Source organism: Veillonella parvula (assembly GCF_032472435.1).
Lineage (GTDB): Bacteria > Bacillota > Negativicutes > Veillonellales > Veillonellaceae > Veillonella > Veillonella parvula_N.
Genome location: NZ_JAWEGM010000005.1, coordinates 59,479 through 74,725, shown reverse-complemented (window position 1 = coordinate 74,725; position 15,247 = coordinate 59,479). Strand labels below are relative to the sequence as shown.

The window sequence follows — 15,247 nt, the reverse complement described above, 5'->3', positions numbered from 1 at the left end:
ACTCATTCCAAGCAATTTATGCTATAATGATAAAGATTTATTAGTCTTTATAAATAAGATGTAAACTCTTTATGGGGATGAGTTCTAGGAGGAATTTATGTTTAAACCAAAAGCTTATAAAAGTATGCTTGCAGCGTCCGTGTTGACCGCTGTCATGGGGACAGGCAGTGTATTTGCTGCTGAGGTACAAGCTGGCTATACTCCAGATTTAAATAGCACAACGACGACTAATGCTGCTACAACAAATGATGCAGCTACTACACAAGCTGTTTATAATGCTGATGCAACTACTACAACTATACAAGATGAAACTGATGCAGCTATCTTAGCTGCTCGTGGTGATACGACTATATCTAGTGACGGCACTGTAGTAAAAGGTTCTGATGGAACTGTTACAGTCAATAATGCTGCTTTAAAAACTGATGATAAACAAGTAAAAATGGTATCTAAAACTACTGGTGGTACTGATCTTGATAAGGCTGCTGAAAATGGCCAAACTCAAGCTGTTACAACAGTAGAAGCACAATATGTTACATCTGCTAGTGCAGAATCTGTTAATCCTTACGTAGGTAAATTGATTACCGGTTTATCTATATCTGGCGTTACAGCTGAACAGCAAGCAAATTTGTTGCCAATTTTAACTGAAAAAGTTGGCGATGCCGTATCTGTTGATGGCGTATTTAAAGATGTAACTAATCTTGGTAATACTGGTTACTTCTCCGAAGTAAATCCTGTATTCACTTCCGTGCCTGAAGGCGTAAAATTGGACTTTGCCGTAACAGTAAATCCAGTTACTACTGGCGTTTCCTTTGAAGGTAATACTGTATATTCCTCCGAAGTATTGACTAAGTTCATGGACATTCAACCAGGTCAAGTTCTTAACTCTGTATCCGTAGGGCAAAAAGTTCAAGGCATTAATGCTGCATATGCTCGCGATGGCTATATGTTAGCACATGTTGATGGTGTCCGTGTAGATGACCAAGGCGTACTTCATATACACATTGTTGAAGGTATCGTAGAAGATATCATTCCAGCAGGTAACAAGAAAACCCGCAATAAAGTTATTACTCGTGAATTTGTTCAAAAGAAAGGAAAACCTTTTAATAAATTCTTGGTACGTCGTTCTGTAGAACGCGTATATAACTTAGGTTTCTTTGATGACGTAAACGTTCGTATGTTGCCAGGTGAACAAGATCCAAATAATGTAATTATTGAAATCGATGTATTGGAACATAAGACTGGTACCATCACATTAGGTGCTGGTTACTCTAAATCTGATGGGTTGATGGGTATTGTTGAATTCGGTGAAGATAACTTCCGTGGTACTGGCGATAAATTTAAAGTTCACTGGGAAATCGGTGGTAAGAAAAAATATAAGAACTACCAAATCTCCTACTTGAAACCTTGGATCGACAGCAAAGGTACATCCCTTGGCTTCTCCTTCTTCAACCGCGAAGATGAATACACAGATTACAATGAAGATGGTAATGAAGTAGCAGAATACAATAAGAAATCTCGTGGTTTCAATATTTCCTTCGGTCGTCAAACTGGGGAATATACTCGTGATTACTTGACATTAGAATCCCGTAAAGATTCTTATAAATGGGATGATGATGATAGCTCTGGTTTCCGTTATGATAAAAATGCGGGTAAAGGTACAAACTGGGATAATGGTTCCTATAACTTCGCATCTGACAACTATGTAAAAAATAACTTCGGTCGCATTAACTCTGTAACATGGCAAAAAGTATACGATTCTCGCGATAATATCTATGAACCAACTCGTGGTCGTCGTATTTCCTATACTACACAATGGGCTGGTCATGGTTTGGGCGGTGACTTCGACTTCTACAAATTCACAGCTGAAACTCGTATGTACAAGAAATTGGGTGCTAAAAATGTATTGGCATTCCGTGCACGTGCTGGTTTCATCCAAGGTGATGCTCCTTATAGCCAATTGTTCACATTGGGCGGAGCTGATTCCTTACGTGGTTATGAAGATGATCAATTCCGTGGTAAGAAGATGTACAATGCTACATTGGAATTCCGTTTCCCAATTGTTAAGAAAGTTAGCGGTGTGTTATTCGGTGATATTGGTGATGCATGGGATGCACCAAATGTTACATGGTATAACAGCAAAAAATCCTTTAACTATGGCGTTGGTGCTGGTGTTCGTATTACAACTCCAATTGGTCCTGTTAAACTTGACTATGGCGTGGGTAAACACAAAAATAAATTCCACTTCAGCTTCGGTACACAATTCTAATATAGTAAATGTATATGGTGAAGGCCTCTTTTTAAAGAGGCTTTCACCAATATCTCTATATGGCATCCTTTGATGCAGTGATTTAAAGAAATGAGGGCACTCTATTATGATGCGAATGATGAACAACAAGGCGAATGTAAAGATTTTTTCCATCGTCATTGCTGCAATTTTTATTGTTGGTATTGGTGCGTTAGCTTATACGCAAATGGCTTCGCCTAGTAGTAATAGTGGGACTAGTACTATTGGGGTTATCGATACATCTCGTATGTTGTCTCAAGATAATCCAATTTATATCTCTGCAGCTCAAGAGTATATGAGCTATCAAAGCCAATTACAACAAGAAACGCAAGCTAAAATTGATGCAGCACAAGATGATGCTACTAAACAAAAAATCGCTGAAGAAGCGCGTCAAAACCTAGCTAAAAAAGATCAAGAAATTGCTAAATCCGTTCAAGATAAAGCTATGGAGGCTGCAAAAGCGGTTGGTGATGCTAAGGGTCTTAGCGTTGTTATGACTAAAGATACTGTACTATATGGCGGTGTTGACATTACAGATCAAGTATTGAAAAAACTAGCTACTGATGCAAAAAAATAAACTGTAGTTCTATGTAAGGGAGAACGACAATGAACGGGAAACAACGATATATAGGACTAGTCATATTTCTCGTTGCTGCAATAAGTGCTATGGTTTGGGCCTATGGTTTTGTAACAAATCGCCAACAGGGTCCTGATGGCATGTCAATAGGTGTTGTACGCATTGATGATGTACTAGAGTTTAATCCATCCTATGCGGATTATAAACAAGCCAAGAATGAACTGGAACTTTTACAACGTCAATATGAACTTGAACAACAAGCCTTAAATGCCAAGTCAGAGACACAAGATGAACAGTTGAAAACACTTGCACTGGATTCAACCTTGTCAGATGCTCTTACGGTAGAATTGCAAACTCGTATTGCAACAAAAGAAAATGAACTAAATCAGCAATTAAATTCGAAGCGCAATGAATTGACTCAAAAGTATTTAGCTGAGTTAAAGGTTAGTACTAATGAATATGATCTGGAAATCGTAAACCTTCAATTAGACTTATATGCCTATGATGCACGTGTATATATAGATGATGCACAAAGGGTGGCGGCTATGGCTGAAAAGGCTAAAAAAGAAGAAAGATTAAAAGAATTATTAGCTAAGAGAAAACCGTCGGATTTCGATGTGGATTCAATTAAAGCAAAGGTACAGGCTGAGCTTGCTCCAATGCAACAAAAAGGGCAGGAAGAGCTCAATCAATACGCTGCATCCCTACAGAAGGAATTAGCTGAGAAACGTGACTCCATGGTGCAACAACAAGCACAAGCCATCATTGCTAATAATAATCTGCCTGTGGCGCAAGATTGGAATGATACATGGGCAAAAAAACTTTCAGATAAAGAAGCTGAAGTGAGTGCACTTCATGAGGCTATTTTAGAAGATGTTCGTATGCGCGTAACAATTATTGCTGAGGAACAACATTTAGATTTAGTCATCATCGATGATGGTGGTAATATTAAAGGGCTTGATATTACTGATGCAGTGAAGGCGTCTTATCGAGTTCAATAAGGAGTTATATTATGAATAAACGTATTAAATCTTTAGTATTAAGTGCAGCTTTAGTAGCTTCTATGGCTATCTTAGGTGGTTGTGGTTCTAACAATGTTGGCTATGTGGATAGCGTGAAAGTAGCAAATAGTACTGAAAAAGGTATTGAAATTACTAAAGAGATTAACGCTAAAAAAGCGGAATTAGATGCTAAAATTGCTGCTGCTGATGAAGCATCTAAACAAAATGTATTTAACCAAGCGAATCAAGAATTAAATGCCTTTGCAAATGCAAAAGCACAAGAATACCGTCAATATCAAGAACAAAAAATCAATGAACTTGTGAAAGAAAAAAAACTTGATGTTATTATTGAAAAAGGCGCTGTTGTTGGTGGTGGCTCTGATGTAACCGATGATTTGATCACAAAAATGGGTAAAGCTTCTGACGATCAAATCAAAGAAGTTGAAAATGCGGCTAAAGCCCAAGAGCAACAAGATGCTCAGCAAAATGCACAGCAAGCAGATCAAGCTACAACAAGTACAACTGAAGCTGCACAATAATTGAGGATTACCACAGGGGAGGGAGTTTGCCTTGGAAAAAACTTTACAGGAACTCGCAAATTTAGTAGGCGGTCAACTTATAGGGGATGAGTCTATTGTCATTACTGAGACACGTAGCTTTGAACAAGCGGTAAAACAATCCATAACTTTTGCAATTGGTGAATATGTTGAACATATTGCGTTATGCCAAGCGGGTGCTGTTATCGTTGAATCAGAAGTAAAAAATGCACCGATGGCGCAAATCGTAGTTGATAATGCAAAATCTGCATTTGCCCAAGTGCTAGAAGTATTCCATCCACCTGTTGTAGTTCCCCGTGAAGTGCATAGTACTGCTATTATTGGCAAGAATGTTACACTTGGTAAAAATGTAGCTATTGGTGCCTATTGTGTTATTAATGATAATGCTGTTATCGGTGATAATGTAACGATTCGACCTTATGTATATATTGGTCATAATGTACGAATTGGGGAAGATTCTGACATCTATGCGGGTGCTATCGTACATGAGAACTGTATTTTGGGCAAACGCGTTGTATTGCGTGCTAAAGCAGTTATCGGTGGTGAAGGTTTTGGTTTTGCCACAGAAAATGGTATTCATACGCATATTCCTCAAGTAGGCAATGTTATTCTTGAAGATGATGTAGAAATTGGCTCTTGCACTACTATCGACAATGCTACAATGGGATCTACCTTGGTACGCCGCGGTACCAAAATTGACAATCTTGTTCACCTTGGCCACAATGTTGAGATTGGAGAAGATTGTTTCTTAATCGCACAGGTTGGGATTGCAGGTAGTACAAAATGTGGTAACCATGTAATCTTTGCAGGACAAACAGGCTGTACAGGTCATATTACAATTGGAGATAATGTACAATTTGCAGGTAAAACAGGAATTACTGGCAATGTGCCTTCTAATTCTGTTATGGCTGGGTATCCAATGAGACCTCATAAAGAGTGGTTGAAATTGGCTGCTTACGAGAATCGTTTGCCAGAAATGGTGAAAACTGTAAAACAATTACAAAAAGAAATTGACGCTTTGAAAGCACAGCTTAAGGAGAGCTAATAATCCATGTATAGGTTTATGAAAATCTTTAGTGCCTTTATTTGCTTATTACCTAAAGGTTTGCAATATGCTATTGGTACATTGCTTGGTGAAATTGTGTGGTTAGTGGTGCCACCTAAACGCAAGCGCCTGGCGATAGGCCAAATTTTATTCTGTAATATTACAGATGATCCTAAAGAAGCTCGACGTATTGCGAAAGCTAGTACTACACGCTTTGGCCGTATGATTATTGATGTATTGCGCTATCCTGAAATTAAAGATGGCGCATACAAAGATATGGTGGAGTTTATTAATCGAGAGTACTTAGATGATGCCTTAGAAAATGGTCGAGGTGCAATTTTAGCTGCTGTTCATAGTGGTAACTGGGAACTTTTAGGTGGCGTTCTTGCTTCTGAAGGATATCCGCTGATTTCTGTGGCTATGAAACAGAATGGTGATGCCGATAAGTTTATCAATGAATATCGTCGGATTATGCATCAACATGTGACCTATAAAACAGGTGTTCGTGAAATGATTAATGAACTAAAAAAAGGTGCATTTTTAGGCCTTATTATGGATCAGGACCCTGGTGATGATGGCGTTCTTGTACCATTCTTTGGCTATGAAACATTGACGGCTGCTGGGCCAGCTGTACTGGCTCGTATGCAAGATGTGCCTATTATTTTTGTAACCATACATTATAGCCCGTTTTCTGAGAAATATGAGATTGAAGCACATCCACCAATTTATGTGGAACGTACAGATGATAAAAAGCGTGATATAGCGGTAACAACAACTCGTCTAAATGAGTTTATTGAAGATTATATTCGACGATATCCTGAAGATTGGTTCTGGCTTCATAACCGTTGGAAATGGACTCGTCGTTTTTATGGTGAACAAATAGATACACCACCTGATGTTTTTCAATAGTTAATAATTTTAAAGAGATTTTGTTTATGCGATTGTGGAATCTTCAAGATGAAACTGATTCCTACTAGCATGGATGAAATCTCTTTTTATTTTATAACTTATAACTTAGTGTTTAAAAATAGTCTATTAAAATTTTAAAGACTAAGAATAGTCTTTCCAATTAGCGTAATATATGGTAAATTTCTTGTAACGCCTATGCAAATAGGGTATAATACATATTGGTGTATAGTAAACGTGAATTCGGATTATGAAAGGACATTCTTATGAGTAAGCCACAACAAACAATAAAAAAGGCTGTTTCATATCAAGGGATTGGCCTTCATAGCGGTGAACCAGTACATATGGTTTTTAAGCCTGCACCTGAAGATACAGGAATTGTGTTTGTCCGCACGGACATTGAAGGGCATCCTTCTGTGCGAGCACACATTGATAATGTGACGAACACTATGCGCGCTACCACGCTGGAAAATGGTGAAGCAAAGGTATTTACTGTTGAACATGTGATGGCAGCGTTCAGTGCTATGAATATTGATAACTGTTATATTGAAATGGATTCTCCAGAACCTCCTGTAGGTGATGGTAGTAGTGCTATTTTTGTCAATCTTATTGAAGAGGCTGGCATTGAAGAACAAATAGCATCGCGTCATATATACAAAGTGACTCGATCTCATGCTGTTTATGATGGGGATCGTTTTATTGTGATTTTGCCATATGATGGCTATCGCATGACTTTTACATCAATTAACAGCCATCCGTTGCTTGGTACGCAACAATGTGATTTTGAAGTATCGCCTGAGTATTTCAAAGCACACATTGGATCGGCTAGGACTATCGGATTTATGAAGGAATTGGAACAATTACAGGCCATGGGGCTTGCAAAAGGCGGTAGCCTAGATAATGCATTAGTCTATGATGATGAGAAATGTCTATCTATACCACGCTTTGAGGATGAATTAGTTCGCCATAAAGCATTAGATGTTATAGGGGATTTATTCTTGTTAGGACCGATTGAAGGCCATGTAATTGCTTTGAAATCGAGTCATGAATTAAATTCAAGATTGGCTCGCAGTATAATGGAAGAAATAAGGGAGACACAGCCATGATTCTTAATCACGAAGATATTTTAGAAATTTTACCTCATCGTTACCCAATGCTTTTGGTTGATCGCATTGTTGAGTTAGAACCTATGAAACGTGCTGTGGGTATTAAAAATGCTACATTCAACGAATTGTTCTTCCAAGGTCACTTTCCAGGGAACCCAGTTATGCCAGGTGTATTATTGACTGAAGCTATTGCTCAAGTCGGTGGTATTGCATTATTATACCCTGAGGAAAATCGTGGTCTTACTCCTATGTTTACAGGTATTGATAAAGTGCGTTTCCGCCATCCTGTAAAACCTGGCGATCAAGTTCGCATGGAGGTAGATATTGTTAAAATTAAAGGTAAAATGGGCAAGGTTGAAGGCCGTGCCTATGTTGGCGACAAATTGTGCGCTAGCGGTGAATACATGTTTGCCCTTGTATAATAGAATGAGGAGTGATTGTAGTGATAGTTGTAGGCATGGAAAATGCGAAATCCAACATCCATAGTACAGCCATAGTCCATCCAAATGCTAAATTGGGCAAAGATGTAATCGTAGGTCCTGGCGCTGTTATCGGCGAACATGTCGAGATTGGCGATGGCACACAAATCGGTGCACATGTTGTAATTGGTGGTTGGACAACCATTGGTAAGCGTTGTGAAATTTATCCTAACGCATCTATTGGGTTGGAACCGCAAGATTTAAAATTTAAAGGCGAAAAAAGCTATTGTAATATTGGCGATGAAACGGTTATTCGTGAATTCGTAACTATTAGCCGCGCTACTGGTGAAGGTGAAGAAACACGTGTAGGCAATAATTGTTTACTTCAAGCCTGTACACATGTGGCTCATAACTGTATCGTTGGTAATAATGTAATAATGAGTAATTGTGCTGGTCTTGCAGGGCACGCTATCGTTGAAGATCGCGTTGTTATTGGTGGCCTTGCAGGTATTCATCAATTTGTTAAAATCGGTCGTAATGCAATGGTTGGCGGGATGGCTAAGGTGGTACAAGATATCCCACCTTACGTAATTGCTGATGGTCAACCGGCACGTGTTATCGGTCTAAACTCTGTAGGCCTATCTCGTGCAGGGATTTCCGAAGATGTACGACGTGATTTGAAACAGGCATTCCGTATTATTTATCGTTCTGGATTCAGCTTATCTAAGGCGATTGAAGAAATGGAATTACAATTGGATTCTTCCGTAGAAATTGAAAATTTATTACGCTTCCTACGCAATGCTGATAGGGGAATTATGCGTACTCGTCGCGACTAATTATGAGGACCTCGTACAATGTACGAGGTCTTTTTGTGTGCATTATTACTAGTTGAGTTTTATATCAATGATAATTTACATTATATTTTTATATTTATAGAAAAGTTTTGATAGATATAATCGTAGATTTTTTAGTGCTTAAAAGGAATAAGGGAATTATAATAAAATGATGAAGAAAAGGGCATAAACCATGGCTTTTTAATGGTAAAAAGTAGCTATTTATAGTACAATATATTGTATATGATTATGTCTATTTTTAGGCCTTTTCATAGGGAACTTGAAATTACTAATTGATATATAGGCCGTGAGGCCATCTAGGAGGTATAGTCTTGGCAAAGGTAGGATTAATTGCGGGCATAGGTGTTTTGCCTGTAGAATTCATGCGTGCCGCTCATGTATTGGGCCACGAGGTGGTTGTTATCGGTGTAGTACCTGATATAGACCCAGCTCTAAAGGCTGAGGCTGATGCTTTCTATGATATTGGTGTTGCTAAACTAGGTAAAATCTTTAAAACCTTGAAAAAAGAAGAGGTTCAAGAGTTAACTATGCTTGGAAAAGTCACTAAAGAGATTCTCTTTAAAGGCCTTACATTTCCTGATTTAAAAACATTAGGAGTCTTAAAGCGGCTCAAAAATCGTAAAGATGATACGATTATGCTTGCCATCGTTGATGAAATCGAACGAGAAGGCTTTAAAGTATTAGATCAAACCGTATACTTGAAACCATTTATGCCAAAGGTAGGAGTGCTTTCAAAAGCACAACCTACAGATGAGCAATGGGCTGACATTTGTTTTGGTTTTGAATTAGCTAAACAAATGGGGGCCCTTGATATTGGTCAAACCGTTGTTGTTAAGCATAAGGCGGTCATGGCAATTGAAGCCATTGAAGGTACTGATAAGTGTATCTTACGAGGTGGCGAACTCGGTCGTGGGGATGCGGTTGTCGTTAAAACCGAAAAACCAAATCAAGACGTACGCTTTGATGTGCCAGCAGTAGGCATAAAAACTCTCATGTCTATGATTGATAGCGGTTGTAAGGTGCTAGCTGTAGAAGCGGAAAAGACTATTTTTGTACAACAACAAGACGTGCTTAATATGGCAGATCGTCATGGTATTGTTATCTGTGCTGTAGACCAAGAATTTGTAAATTCCAGAAAGGATGCATAATGAAAGTCATGTTTTCCGCCGGTGAAGCTTCCGGCGATACTCATGCGGCAAGTGTGGCCAATGCATTGAGAGAAATAGATCCTTCTGTAGAGATGTTTGGTATGGGTGGCACCCTGATGGAACGCGCTGGTGTTCGTATCGTGTATGACATTAAGAACCTTGGTGTCATTGGTATTGTAGAGATTGTGAAGTCATTGCCAAAATTCTTTAAGCTGCGCACGTACTTGAAACGTGTCATGATGAAGGAAAAACCAGATATTCTCGTTTGTGTAGATTATCCAGGTTTTAATATGAAATTAGCTGCGGTGGCTCATGAATTGGAGATTCCTGTTTTATATTATATTGCTCCAACGATTTGGGCTTGGCACAGTAGTCGTGGTAATACAATTCGTAAGTATGTAACCAAGGTAGCATCTATCTTCCCATTTGAAGCTGAAGCGTATCGCAAGTACAAATGTGATGTAGATTTTGTAGGTCATCCTTTACTCGATATTGTACATCCTACGATGACTAAGGATGCGGCCGAAGAATACTTTGGGGCTCGTAAAGAGGCTAAAAAAGTATTGCTCATGCCTGGCAGTCGTAAACAAGAGGTTTTATCCTTGCTTGATACGATGCTAAAAAGTGGTGAGCAATTGATGGCGAAACATGAAGATGTTCAATTCTTCTTGCCTCGAGCACATACGATTGATCGAAGTGAGCTAGAAGCTTTTATCGATGCTCATAAGGTACCTGTTACGATTACGGAAGACCATACATATGACTTGATGCAGATTTGTGATGTGTGCCTTGCTGCATCAGGAACGGCTACATTAGAAACGGCGATGATGGAATTGCCAACGGTATTATTGTATCGTGTATCTCCAATTACGTATGGTATTGGTAAGATGGTTGTGAATGTAACACATGTGGGCTTGCCTAATATTGTAGCTGGTAAAGAGGTCATTCCTGAATTATTACAAGATGCTGTCACACCAGACGCGATTGTATCTTTGGTGGAACCATTGCTCAGTGATGTAGAGAAAAATGAAGCTATGCGTAGTGAATTGCGCGAAGTACGTCATAAATTAGGTGAGCCTGGTGCAGTAAAACGAGTAGCACATCTTGTGTACAATCTCGGTAAGGAGAAATGTAATGAATAGTTATTCTAGGCTCTTATATTTTGTAAAGCCTTATTATAAGCGAATGCTTTTTGCAGTGTTCTGCATGATTGTCGCTGCTGCTGCCTATTTGGTAGTACCTTGGCTAATTAAGAATGTAGTAGACCAAGTATTAGATGAAAAGAATATGTTTATGTTGAACCTTATTGTAGGTGCTATTATACTCATTTTCCTAATTCGTGGCTTTGCTACCTATGGTCAAACCTATAATATGTCCTACATCGGACAGCGCGTGATTATCGATGTACGTGAGGCTATTTTTAATCATCTACAAAAATTAAGCTTATCCTATTTCGATCGTCGTAAGACGGGCGTTATCATGAGTAATCTTACAAATGACGTAGCTGCATTGCAAACGGCCGTGGTAGATAACTTGATTTCTTTTATCACTGAATCTGTAACACTTATCGGTTCCTTGGTGTCCATGCTTCTCATTGACTGGAAATTGACGTTAGTTACTTTTATTACGGTTCCCGTAGTTTTAGTGATTATTAATGTTTTTGGTAAAAAGCTTCGCGTGGCAGGGCACGATGTTCAAGGCCGTGTAGCTGATATTACGGCACTTTTACAAGAAGTAATCAGTGCAGTTCGCGTTGTAAAATCTTTTGCTCGTGAAGATTTTGAGCGCAAGCGCTTTGAAGATGAAAACGACCGTAACTTTAAAGCGGTTATTAAAGCCACTAAATTGACTAGTTTATTAAGTCCAATGGTTGAGTTTTCTGCGGCAATCGCTGTAGCGGTCATCCTTTGGTACGGTGGTTACTCCGTAGTAACAGGTGCTATCACTGCTGGTTCTTTGATTGCCTTCTTGATTTATGCGATTAACTTGTCGAACCCAGTAAAACGTTTGAGCCAAGTATATGGTAATATTCAAAAAGCATTGGCTGCTGCTGATCGCGTATTTGAGATTTTAGATACTAAAACTGATGTTGTGGAGAAACCTGATGCTGTTACATTGCCTAATATTACAGGCAATGTAGAATTCAACGATGTTTCCTTCTCCTATGGTGGTGAAAAGACTGCATTGGAAAACTTTACCTTGTCTGTTAAGGCTGGTGAAAGTGTGGCCCTCGTTGGTCCATCCGGTGCAGGTAAGACAACTCTCGCTAACCTACTACCTCGTTTCTATGATGTAACCAGTGGTTCTATAACAATAGATGGTTATGACGTGAAAGATGTTACTTTTAAATCCTTGCGTGAACAAATCGGTCTTGTACCACAAGAAACCGTTTTATTCAATGCTACTATCAAAGAGAACATCTTGTATGGTCGTTTAGATGCCTCTGATGAAGAAGTGTATGAAGCGGCTAAAGCGGCTAACGTACTTGAGTTCGTTGAGAAAATGCCTGATGGTCTCGATACGATTGTAGGTGAACGAGGCAGTTCATTATCTGGTGGACAACGTCAACGGGTTGCTATCGCACGTGCTATTTTAAAAGATCCTCGAATTCTAATTTTAGATGAAGCCACATCTGCTTTAGATACTGAGAGCGAAAAGCTTGTACAAGAGGCGTTAGATCGTCTCATGAAAGGGCGTACGGCATTTGTCATTGCCCATCGATTGAGCACCGTTCAAAATGCTCATCAAATTGTTGTACTTAATCAAGGTCGCTTGGTAGAGCAGGGGACTCACCAAGAGCTATTAGCTGTTGACGGCGGATTGTACAATCATCTTTATTCCGTTCAATTCTCCAATAAAGGATAACCATGTACTGGATATATAACGTATTGCTCATATTTTATTGGATAGGCTTGATTCCGGTTATTTTATACCGACTTGCCTTTGAAGATGGCTTTTATGAGCGTATCAAACAAAGTGCAGGCTATATGCCCGCTTCGCTATTAAAGAAAATTGAAGGGCGTCGTGCTATTTGGATTCACGCCGCTTCCGTAGGGGAAATTGTGGCTACCAGTCCATTGGTAAAAGAGGTTAAAAAGGAATTTCCTGAAGCTGTTGTGGTTGTGTCAGTAGTTACTGCTACTGGTCATGCTATGGCTCATCGTATCATTCCTGAAGCAGAAGGAATTATATTCTTTCCCCTTGATTTGCCGTATTTAACTCGTAAAATTTTACATATTATTAAGCCGATTACTATTTTACTCGTAGAAACTGAAATTTGGCCAAACTTCTTGCGTATCGCCGAATCGGAAAACATTCCAGTTATGATGGTTAATGGACGCATTTCAGATCGCAGTATGAAACGTTATAAGTATATCAGTGCTTTTACGCGTGAAATGTTACGCTCTATTGAGCGTTTCTGCATGCAGTCCAAATTTGATGCGGCGTATATTGAAAGTTTAGGTGCTCATACACCTGATATTACCGTAACAGGTAATATGAAATACGATCAAACATATGCCACCGTATCATATGAAGAAAAACAAGCTCTTCTCGATGAATTTGGCTTTGGAAATAATCATCCTATCATTATTGCAGGTAGTACTCACAAAGGTGAAGAAGAGGCTATTTTTGAAACCTTCAAGCAAGTATTGAAAGAGTATCCACAAGCTCGTTTATTGATTGCGCCTCGTGAAATTTATCGCGGTCATGATGTGCAAAATATTGCAAAGCGTTATGAATTGAGTGCTATTTGTCGTAGCGATATGAAGGAGCCTGTTCATGAAGGTATTCCCGTTGTCGTTTTAGATACCATTGGTGAACTTGGCCGACTGTATAGCTTAGGCGATATTATCTTTGTTGGTGGTTCCCTTGTTAAAACTGGAGGCCATAATATTTTGGAACCAGCTGCACATGGTAAGCCAATTTTGGTTGGGCCTCATATGTTTAACTTTAAAGAAATTTTCGCCTTATTAAACTCTCGAAATGCTTGTGAGCAAGTGAAGAATGGAAAAGAGTTAACCGCTATGGTCTTGCGTTTATGTAAGGATAGAGACTTGGCTAAAAAGATGGGGCAAAACTGCCTGGATATCATTAAAGAAAATCGTGGTGCTACGCGGCGTAATACACAAGAGTTACGTTTGCTATTTGAGAAACATCAAATTATTCCGTAGTAAGACTAAATTTGTAGATTAGTTTACTGTATTACATAATAGGAGGCGTCACCTATGAGTGGGGAAGCATTATTCAAATCCATCGTTAGTGGTGAAGATCAATCCGTATTAGGTGATATAGCTCGCTCCAGTTTAGGCCTTTTGAGTAAAGGTTATGAGAAAGCTGTATCAATACGCAATGCTCGATTTGATGAGGGTAAAGGCGTTACGAAAGTTACAGTGCCTGTAATCAGCGTTGGCAACATTACGGCTGGTGGTACTGGAAAAACACCGATGGTGCGATTTATTTGTGATGTGCTTACTCAGAAGGGCCTTCATCCTACTGTTCTTAGTCGTGGATACCGTGCAGAAGATAATAACAAAAATATTATTATTTCTAAAGATGGAACAATGCTTGTAGAGCCATCTATCAGTGGTGATGAGGCTTGGTTACTGGCTAAGGTTTTACAAAAATCTAATGTAATCATTGGACGTGAACGTTCCAAATCTGCAGAAATCGCTATTAATGAGCTAGGTGCCGATTGTCTTATTATGGATGATGGCTTTCAACATCGTGCACTAGCAAGAGATATTGATATTGTACTAATCGATGCATCCAATCCGTTTGGCTATGAACATGTATTGCCACGGGGACTATTACGTGAACCCCTTAGTGGTTTACAGCGTGCGGATATTATCGTTCTTACTAAGGTTGATCAAGTAGCACCAGGTATTGTATCCGGCATTCGAAAGCGATTAACTCAGATGATTCCCAATATACCTGTCTATGAAACAACACATAAGCCGCAATTTATGTACACCTTAGATGAGTGGGCTAATGGTTCTGTTGGGGCTTCTGTAGATGCTTACAAGGAACAACGCATTATGGCTGTGAGTGGAATTGGAAACCCTCAATCCTTTACACAAACGTTAACTGATGTAGGGTATAACGTTGTTCATACCTTGCCATTTGGAGATCATCATGACTTTTCAAATGATGATGTAGTTGAGATTTGGAAACAAGCATTTGCTCATCAAGCTGATGCTATTTGCATTACAGAAAAGGATGCAGTTAAGTTAAGTCAGTTGCATGCAATTGAAGACTTGAAAATACCGATTCTGGTGCTATCTATAGGGATTGAATTTGTTTCTGGAAAACAAGAATTCATAGAAAATTTAGAGATTTAGTGTATAATAAT

The 15,247-nt window shown here is 39.0% G+C and carries 14 protein-coding genes; all 14 read left to right on the top strand.

The features are described from left to right. Positions 1–97 precede the first annotated feature (97 nt). The 14 genes from E7A03_RS07805 to lpxK all read left to right on the top strand — a co-directional run bounded on the left by E7A03_RS07805 (position 98) and on the right by lpxK (position 15,236). Positions 98–2,266 (top strand): BamA/OMP85 family outer membrane protein, encoded by a 2,169-nt coding sequence (locus tag E7A03_RS07805; RefSeq protein ID WP_004695462.1) that lies wholly within the window; start codon positions 98–100, stop codon positions 2,264–2,266. Positions 2,267–2,372: 106 nt separating this feature from the next. Continuing rightward, positions 2,373–2,861, top strand: a complete 489-nt coding sequence (locus tag E7A03_RS07800; RefSeq protein ID WP_004695463.1) for an OmpH/Skp family outer membrane protein — start codon at positions 2,373–2,375, stop codon at positions 2,859–2,861. Positions 2,862–2,890: 29 nt separating this feature from the next. Continuing rightward, entirely contained in the window at positions 2,891–3,862 is a 972-nt protein-coding gene (locus tag E7A03_RS07795; protein WP_205112903.1) for a coiled-coil domain-containing protein, read from the top strand. 11 nt (positions 3,863–3,873) lie between these two features. Next, complete coding sequence (locus E7A03_RS07790) at positions 3,874–4,401, top strand: OmpH/Skp family outer membrane protein (RefSeq protein WP_004695467.1); 528 nt, start codon at positions 3,874–3,876, stop codon at positions 4,399–4,401. Positions 4,402–4,432: 31 nt separating this feature from the next. Beyond that, positions 4,433–5,464: a UDP-3-O-(3-hydroxymyristoyl)glucosamine N-acyltransferase gene (gene lpxD / locus E7A03_RS07785; protein ID WP_004695469.1), complete on the top strand. Its 1,032-nt coding sequence runs from the start codon at positions 4,433–4,435 to the stop codon at positions 5,462–5,464. A 6-nt stretch (positions 5,465–5,470) separates the two neighbouring features. Continuing rightward, complete coding sequence (locus E7A03_RS07780; protein WP_004698501.1) at positions 5,471–6,373, top strand: lysophospholipid acyltransferase family protein; 903 nt, start codon at positions 5,471–5,473, stop codon at positions 6,371–6,373. Between the two features lie 263 nt (positions 6,374–6,636). Continuing rightward, a complete protein-coding gene (gene lpxC, locus E7A03_RS07775; RefSeq protein WP_004695472.1) occupies positions 6,637–7,476 on the top strand; it encodes a UDP-3-O-acyl-N-acetylglucosamine deacetylase in 840 nt (279 codons plus the stop codon). Next, positions 7,473–7,898 (top strand): 3-hydroxyacyl-ACP dehydratase FabZ, encoded by a 426-nt coding sequence (gene fabZ, locus E7A03_RS07770; protein WP_004695477.1) that lies wholly within the window; start codon positions 7,473–7,475, stop codon positions 7,896–7,898. The genes lpxC and fabZ overlap by 4 nt, the downstream gene beginning before the upstream one ends. Before the next feature lie 20 nt (positions 7,899–7,918). Continuing rightward, complete coding sequence (lpxA, locus tag E7A03_RS07765; protein WP_004698481.1) at positions 7,919–8,731, top strand: acyl-ACP--UDP-N-acetylglucosamine O-acyltransferase; 813 nt, start codon at positions 7,919–7,921, stop codon at positions 8,729–8,731. Between the two features lie 329 nt (positions 8,732–9,060). Further along, on the top strand, positions 9,061–9,897 hold the full coding sequence (locus tag E7A03_RS07760; RefSeq protein ID WP_004698445.1) for an LpxI family protein: 837 nt from the start codon (positions 9,061–9,063) through the stop codon (positions 9,895–9,897). Beyond that, positions 9,897–11,039 carry a lipid-A-disaccharide synthase gene (gene lpxB / locus E7A03_RS07755; protein WP_004698443.1) on the top strand — a complete coding sequence of 381 codons (1,143 nt, stop codon included), beginning with the start codon at positions 9,897–9,899 and terminating at the stop codon, positions 11,037–11,039. The genes E7A03_RS07760 and lpxB overlap by 1 nt, the downstream gene beginning before the upstream one ends. Further along, complete coding sequence (locus tag E7A03_RS07750) at positions 11,032–12,762, top strand: ABC transporter ATP-binding protein (RefSeq protein ID WP_038150566.1); 1,731 nt, start codon at positions 11,032–11,034, stop codon at positions 12,760–12,762. Before lpxB ends, E7A03_RS07750 begins: the two co-directional genes overlap by 8 nt. Before the next feature lie 2 nt (positions 12,763–12,764). After that, positions 12,765–14,069, top strand: a complete 1,305-nt coding sequence (locus E7A03_RS07745; protein WP_012864072.1) for a 3-deoxy-D-manno-octulosonic acid transferase — start codon at positions 12,765–12,767, stop codon at positions 14,067–14,069. 54 nt (positions 14,070–14,123) lie between these two features. After that, positions 14,124–15,236 carry a tetraacyldisaccharide 4'-kinase gene (gene lpxK, locus E7A03_RS07740; protein WP_004695492.1) on the top strand — a complete coding sequence of 371 codons (1,113 nt, stop codon included), beginning with the start codon at positions 14,124–14,126 and terminating at the stop codon, positions 15,234–15,236. Positions 15,237–15,247 lie beyond the last annotated feature (11 nt).

What these genes read in the sequence shown, in the direction of transcription:
- E7A03_RS07805 (WP_004695462.1), top strand. Translation starts at nt 98, where the DNA reads ATGTTTAAACCAAAAGCTTATAAAAGTATGCTTGCAGCGTCCGTGTTG.
- E7A03_RS07800 (WP_004695463.1), top strand. Translation starts at nt 2,373, where the DNA reads ATGATGCGAATGATGAACAACAAGGCGAATGTAAAGATTTTTTCCATC.
- E7A03_RS07795 (WP_205112903.1), top strand. Translation starts at nt 2,891, where the DNA reads ATGAACGGGAAACAACGATATATAGGACTAGTCATATTTCTCGTTGCT.
- E7A03_RS07790 (WP_004695467.1), top strand. Translation starts at nt 3,874, where the DNA reads ATGAATAAACGTATTAAATCTTTAGTATTAAGTGCAGCTTTAGTAGCT.
- E7A03_RS07780 (WP_004698501.1), top strand. Translation starts at nt 5,471, where the DNA reads ATGTATAGGTTTATGAAAATCTTTAGTGCCTTTATTTGCTTATTACCT.
- lpxC (WP_004695472.1), top strand. Translation starts at nt 6,637, where the DNA reads ATGAGTAAGCCACAACAAACAATAAAAAAGGCTGTTTCATATCAAGGG.
- fabZ (WP_004695477.1), top strand. Translation starts at nt 7,473, where the DNA reads ATGATTCTTAATCACGAAGATATTTTAGAAATTTTACCTCATCGTTAC.
- lpxB (WP_004698443.1), top strand. Translation starts at nt 9,897, where the DNA reads ATGAAAGTCATGTTTTCCGCCGGTGAAGCTTCCGGCGATACTCATGCG.
- E7A03_RS07750 (WP_038150566.1), top strand. Translation starts at nt 11,032, where the DNA reads ATGAATAGTTATTCTAGGCTCTTATATTTTGTAAAGCCTTATTATAAG.
- E7A03_RS07745 (WP_012864072.1), top strand. Translation starts at nt 12,765, where the DNA reads ATGTACTGGATATATAACGTATTGCTCATATTTTATTGGATAGGCTTG.
- lpxK (WP_004695492.1), top strand. Translation starts at nt 14,124, where the DNA reads ATGAGTGGGGAAGCATTATTCAAATCCATCGTTAGTGGTGAAGATCAA.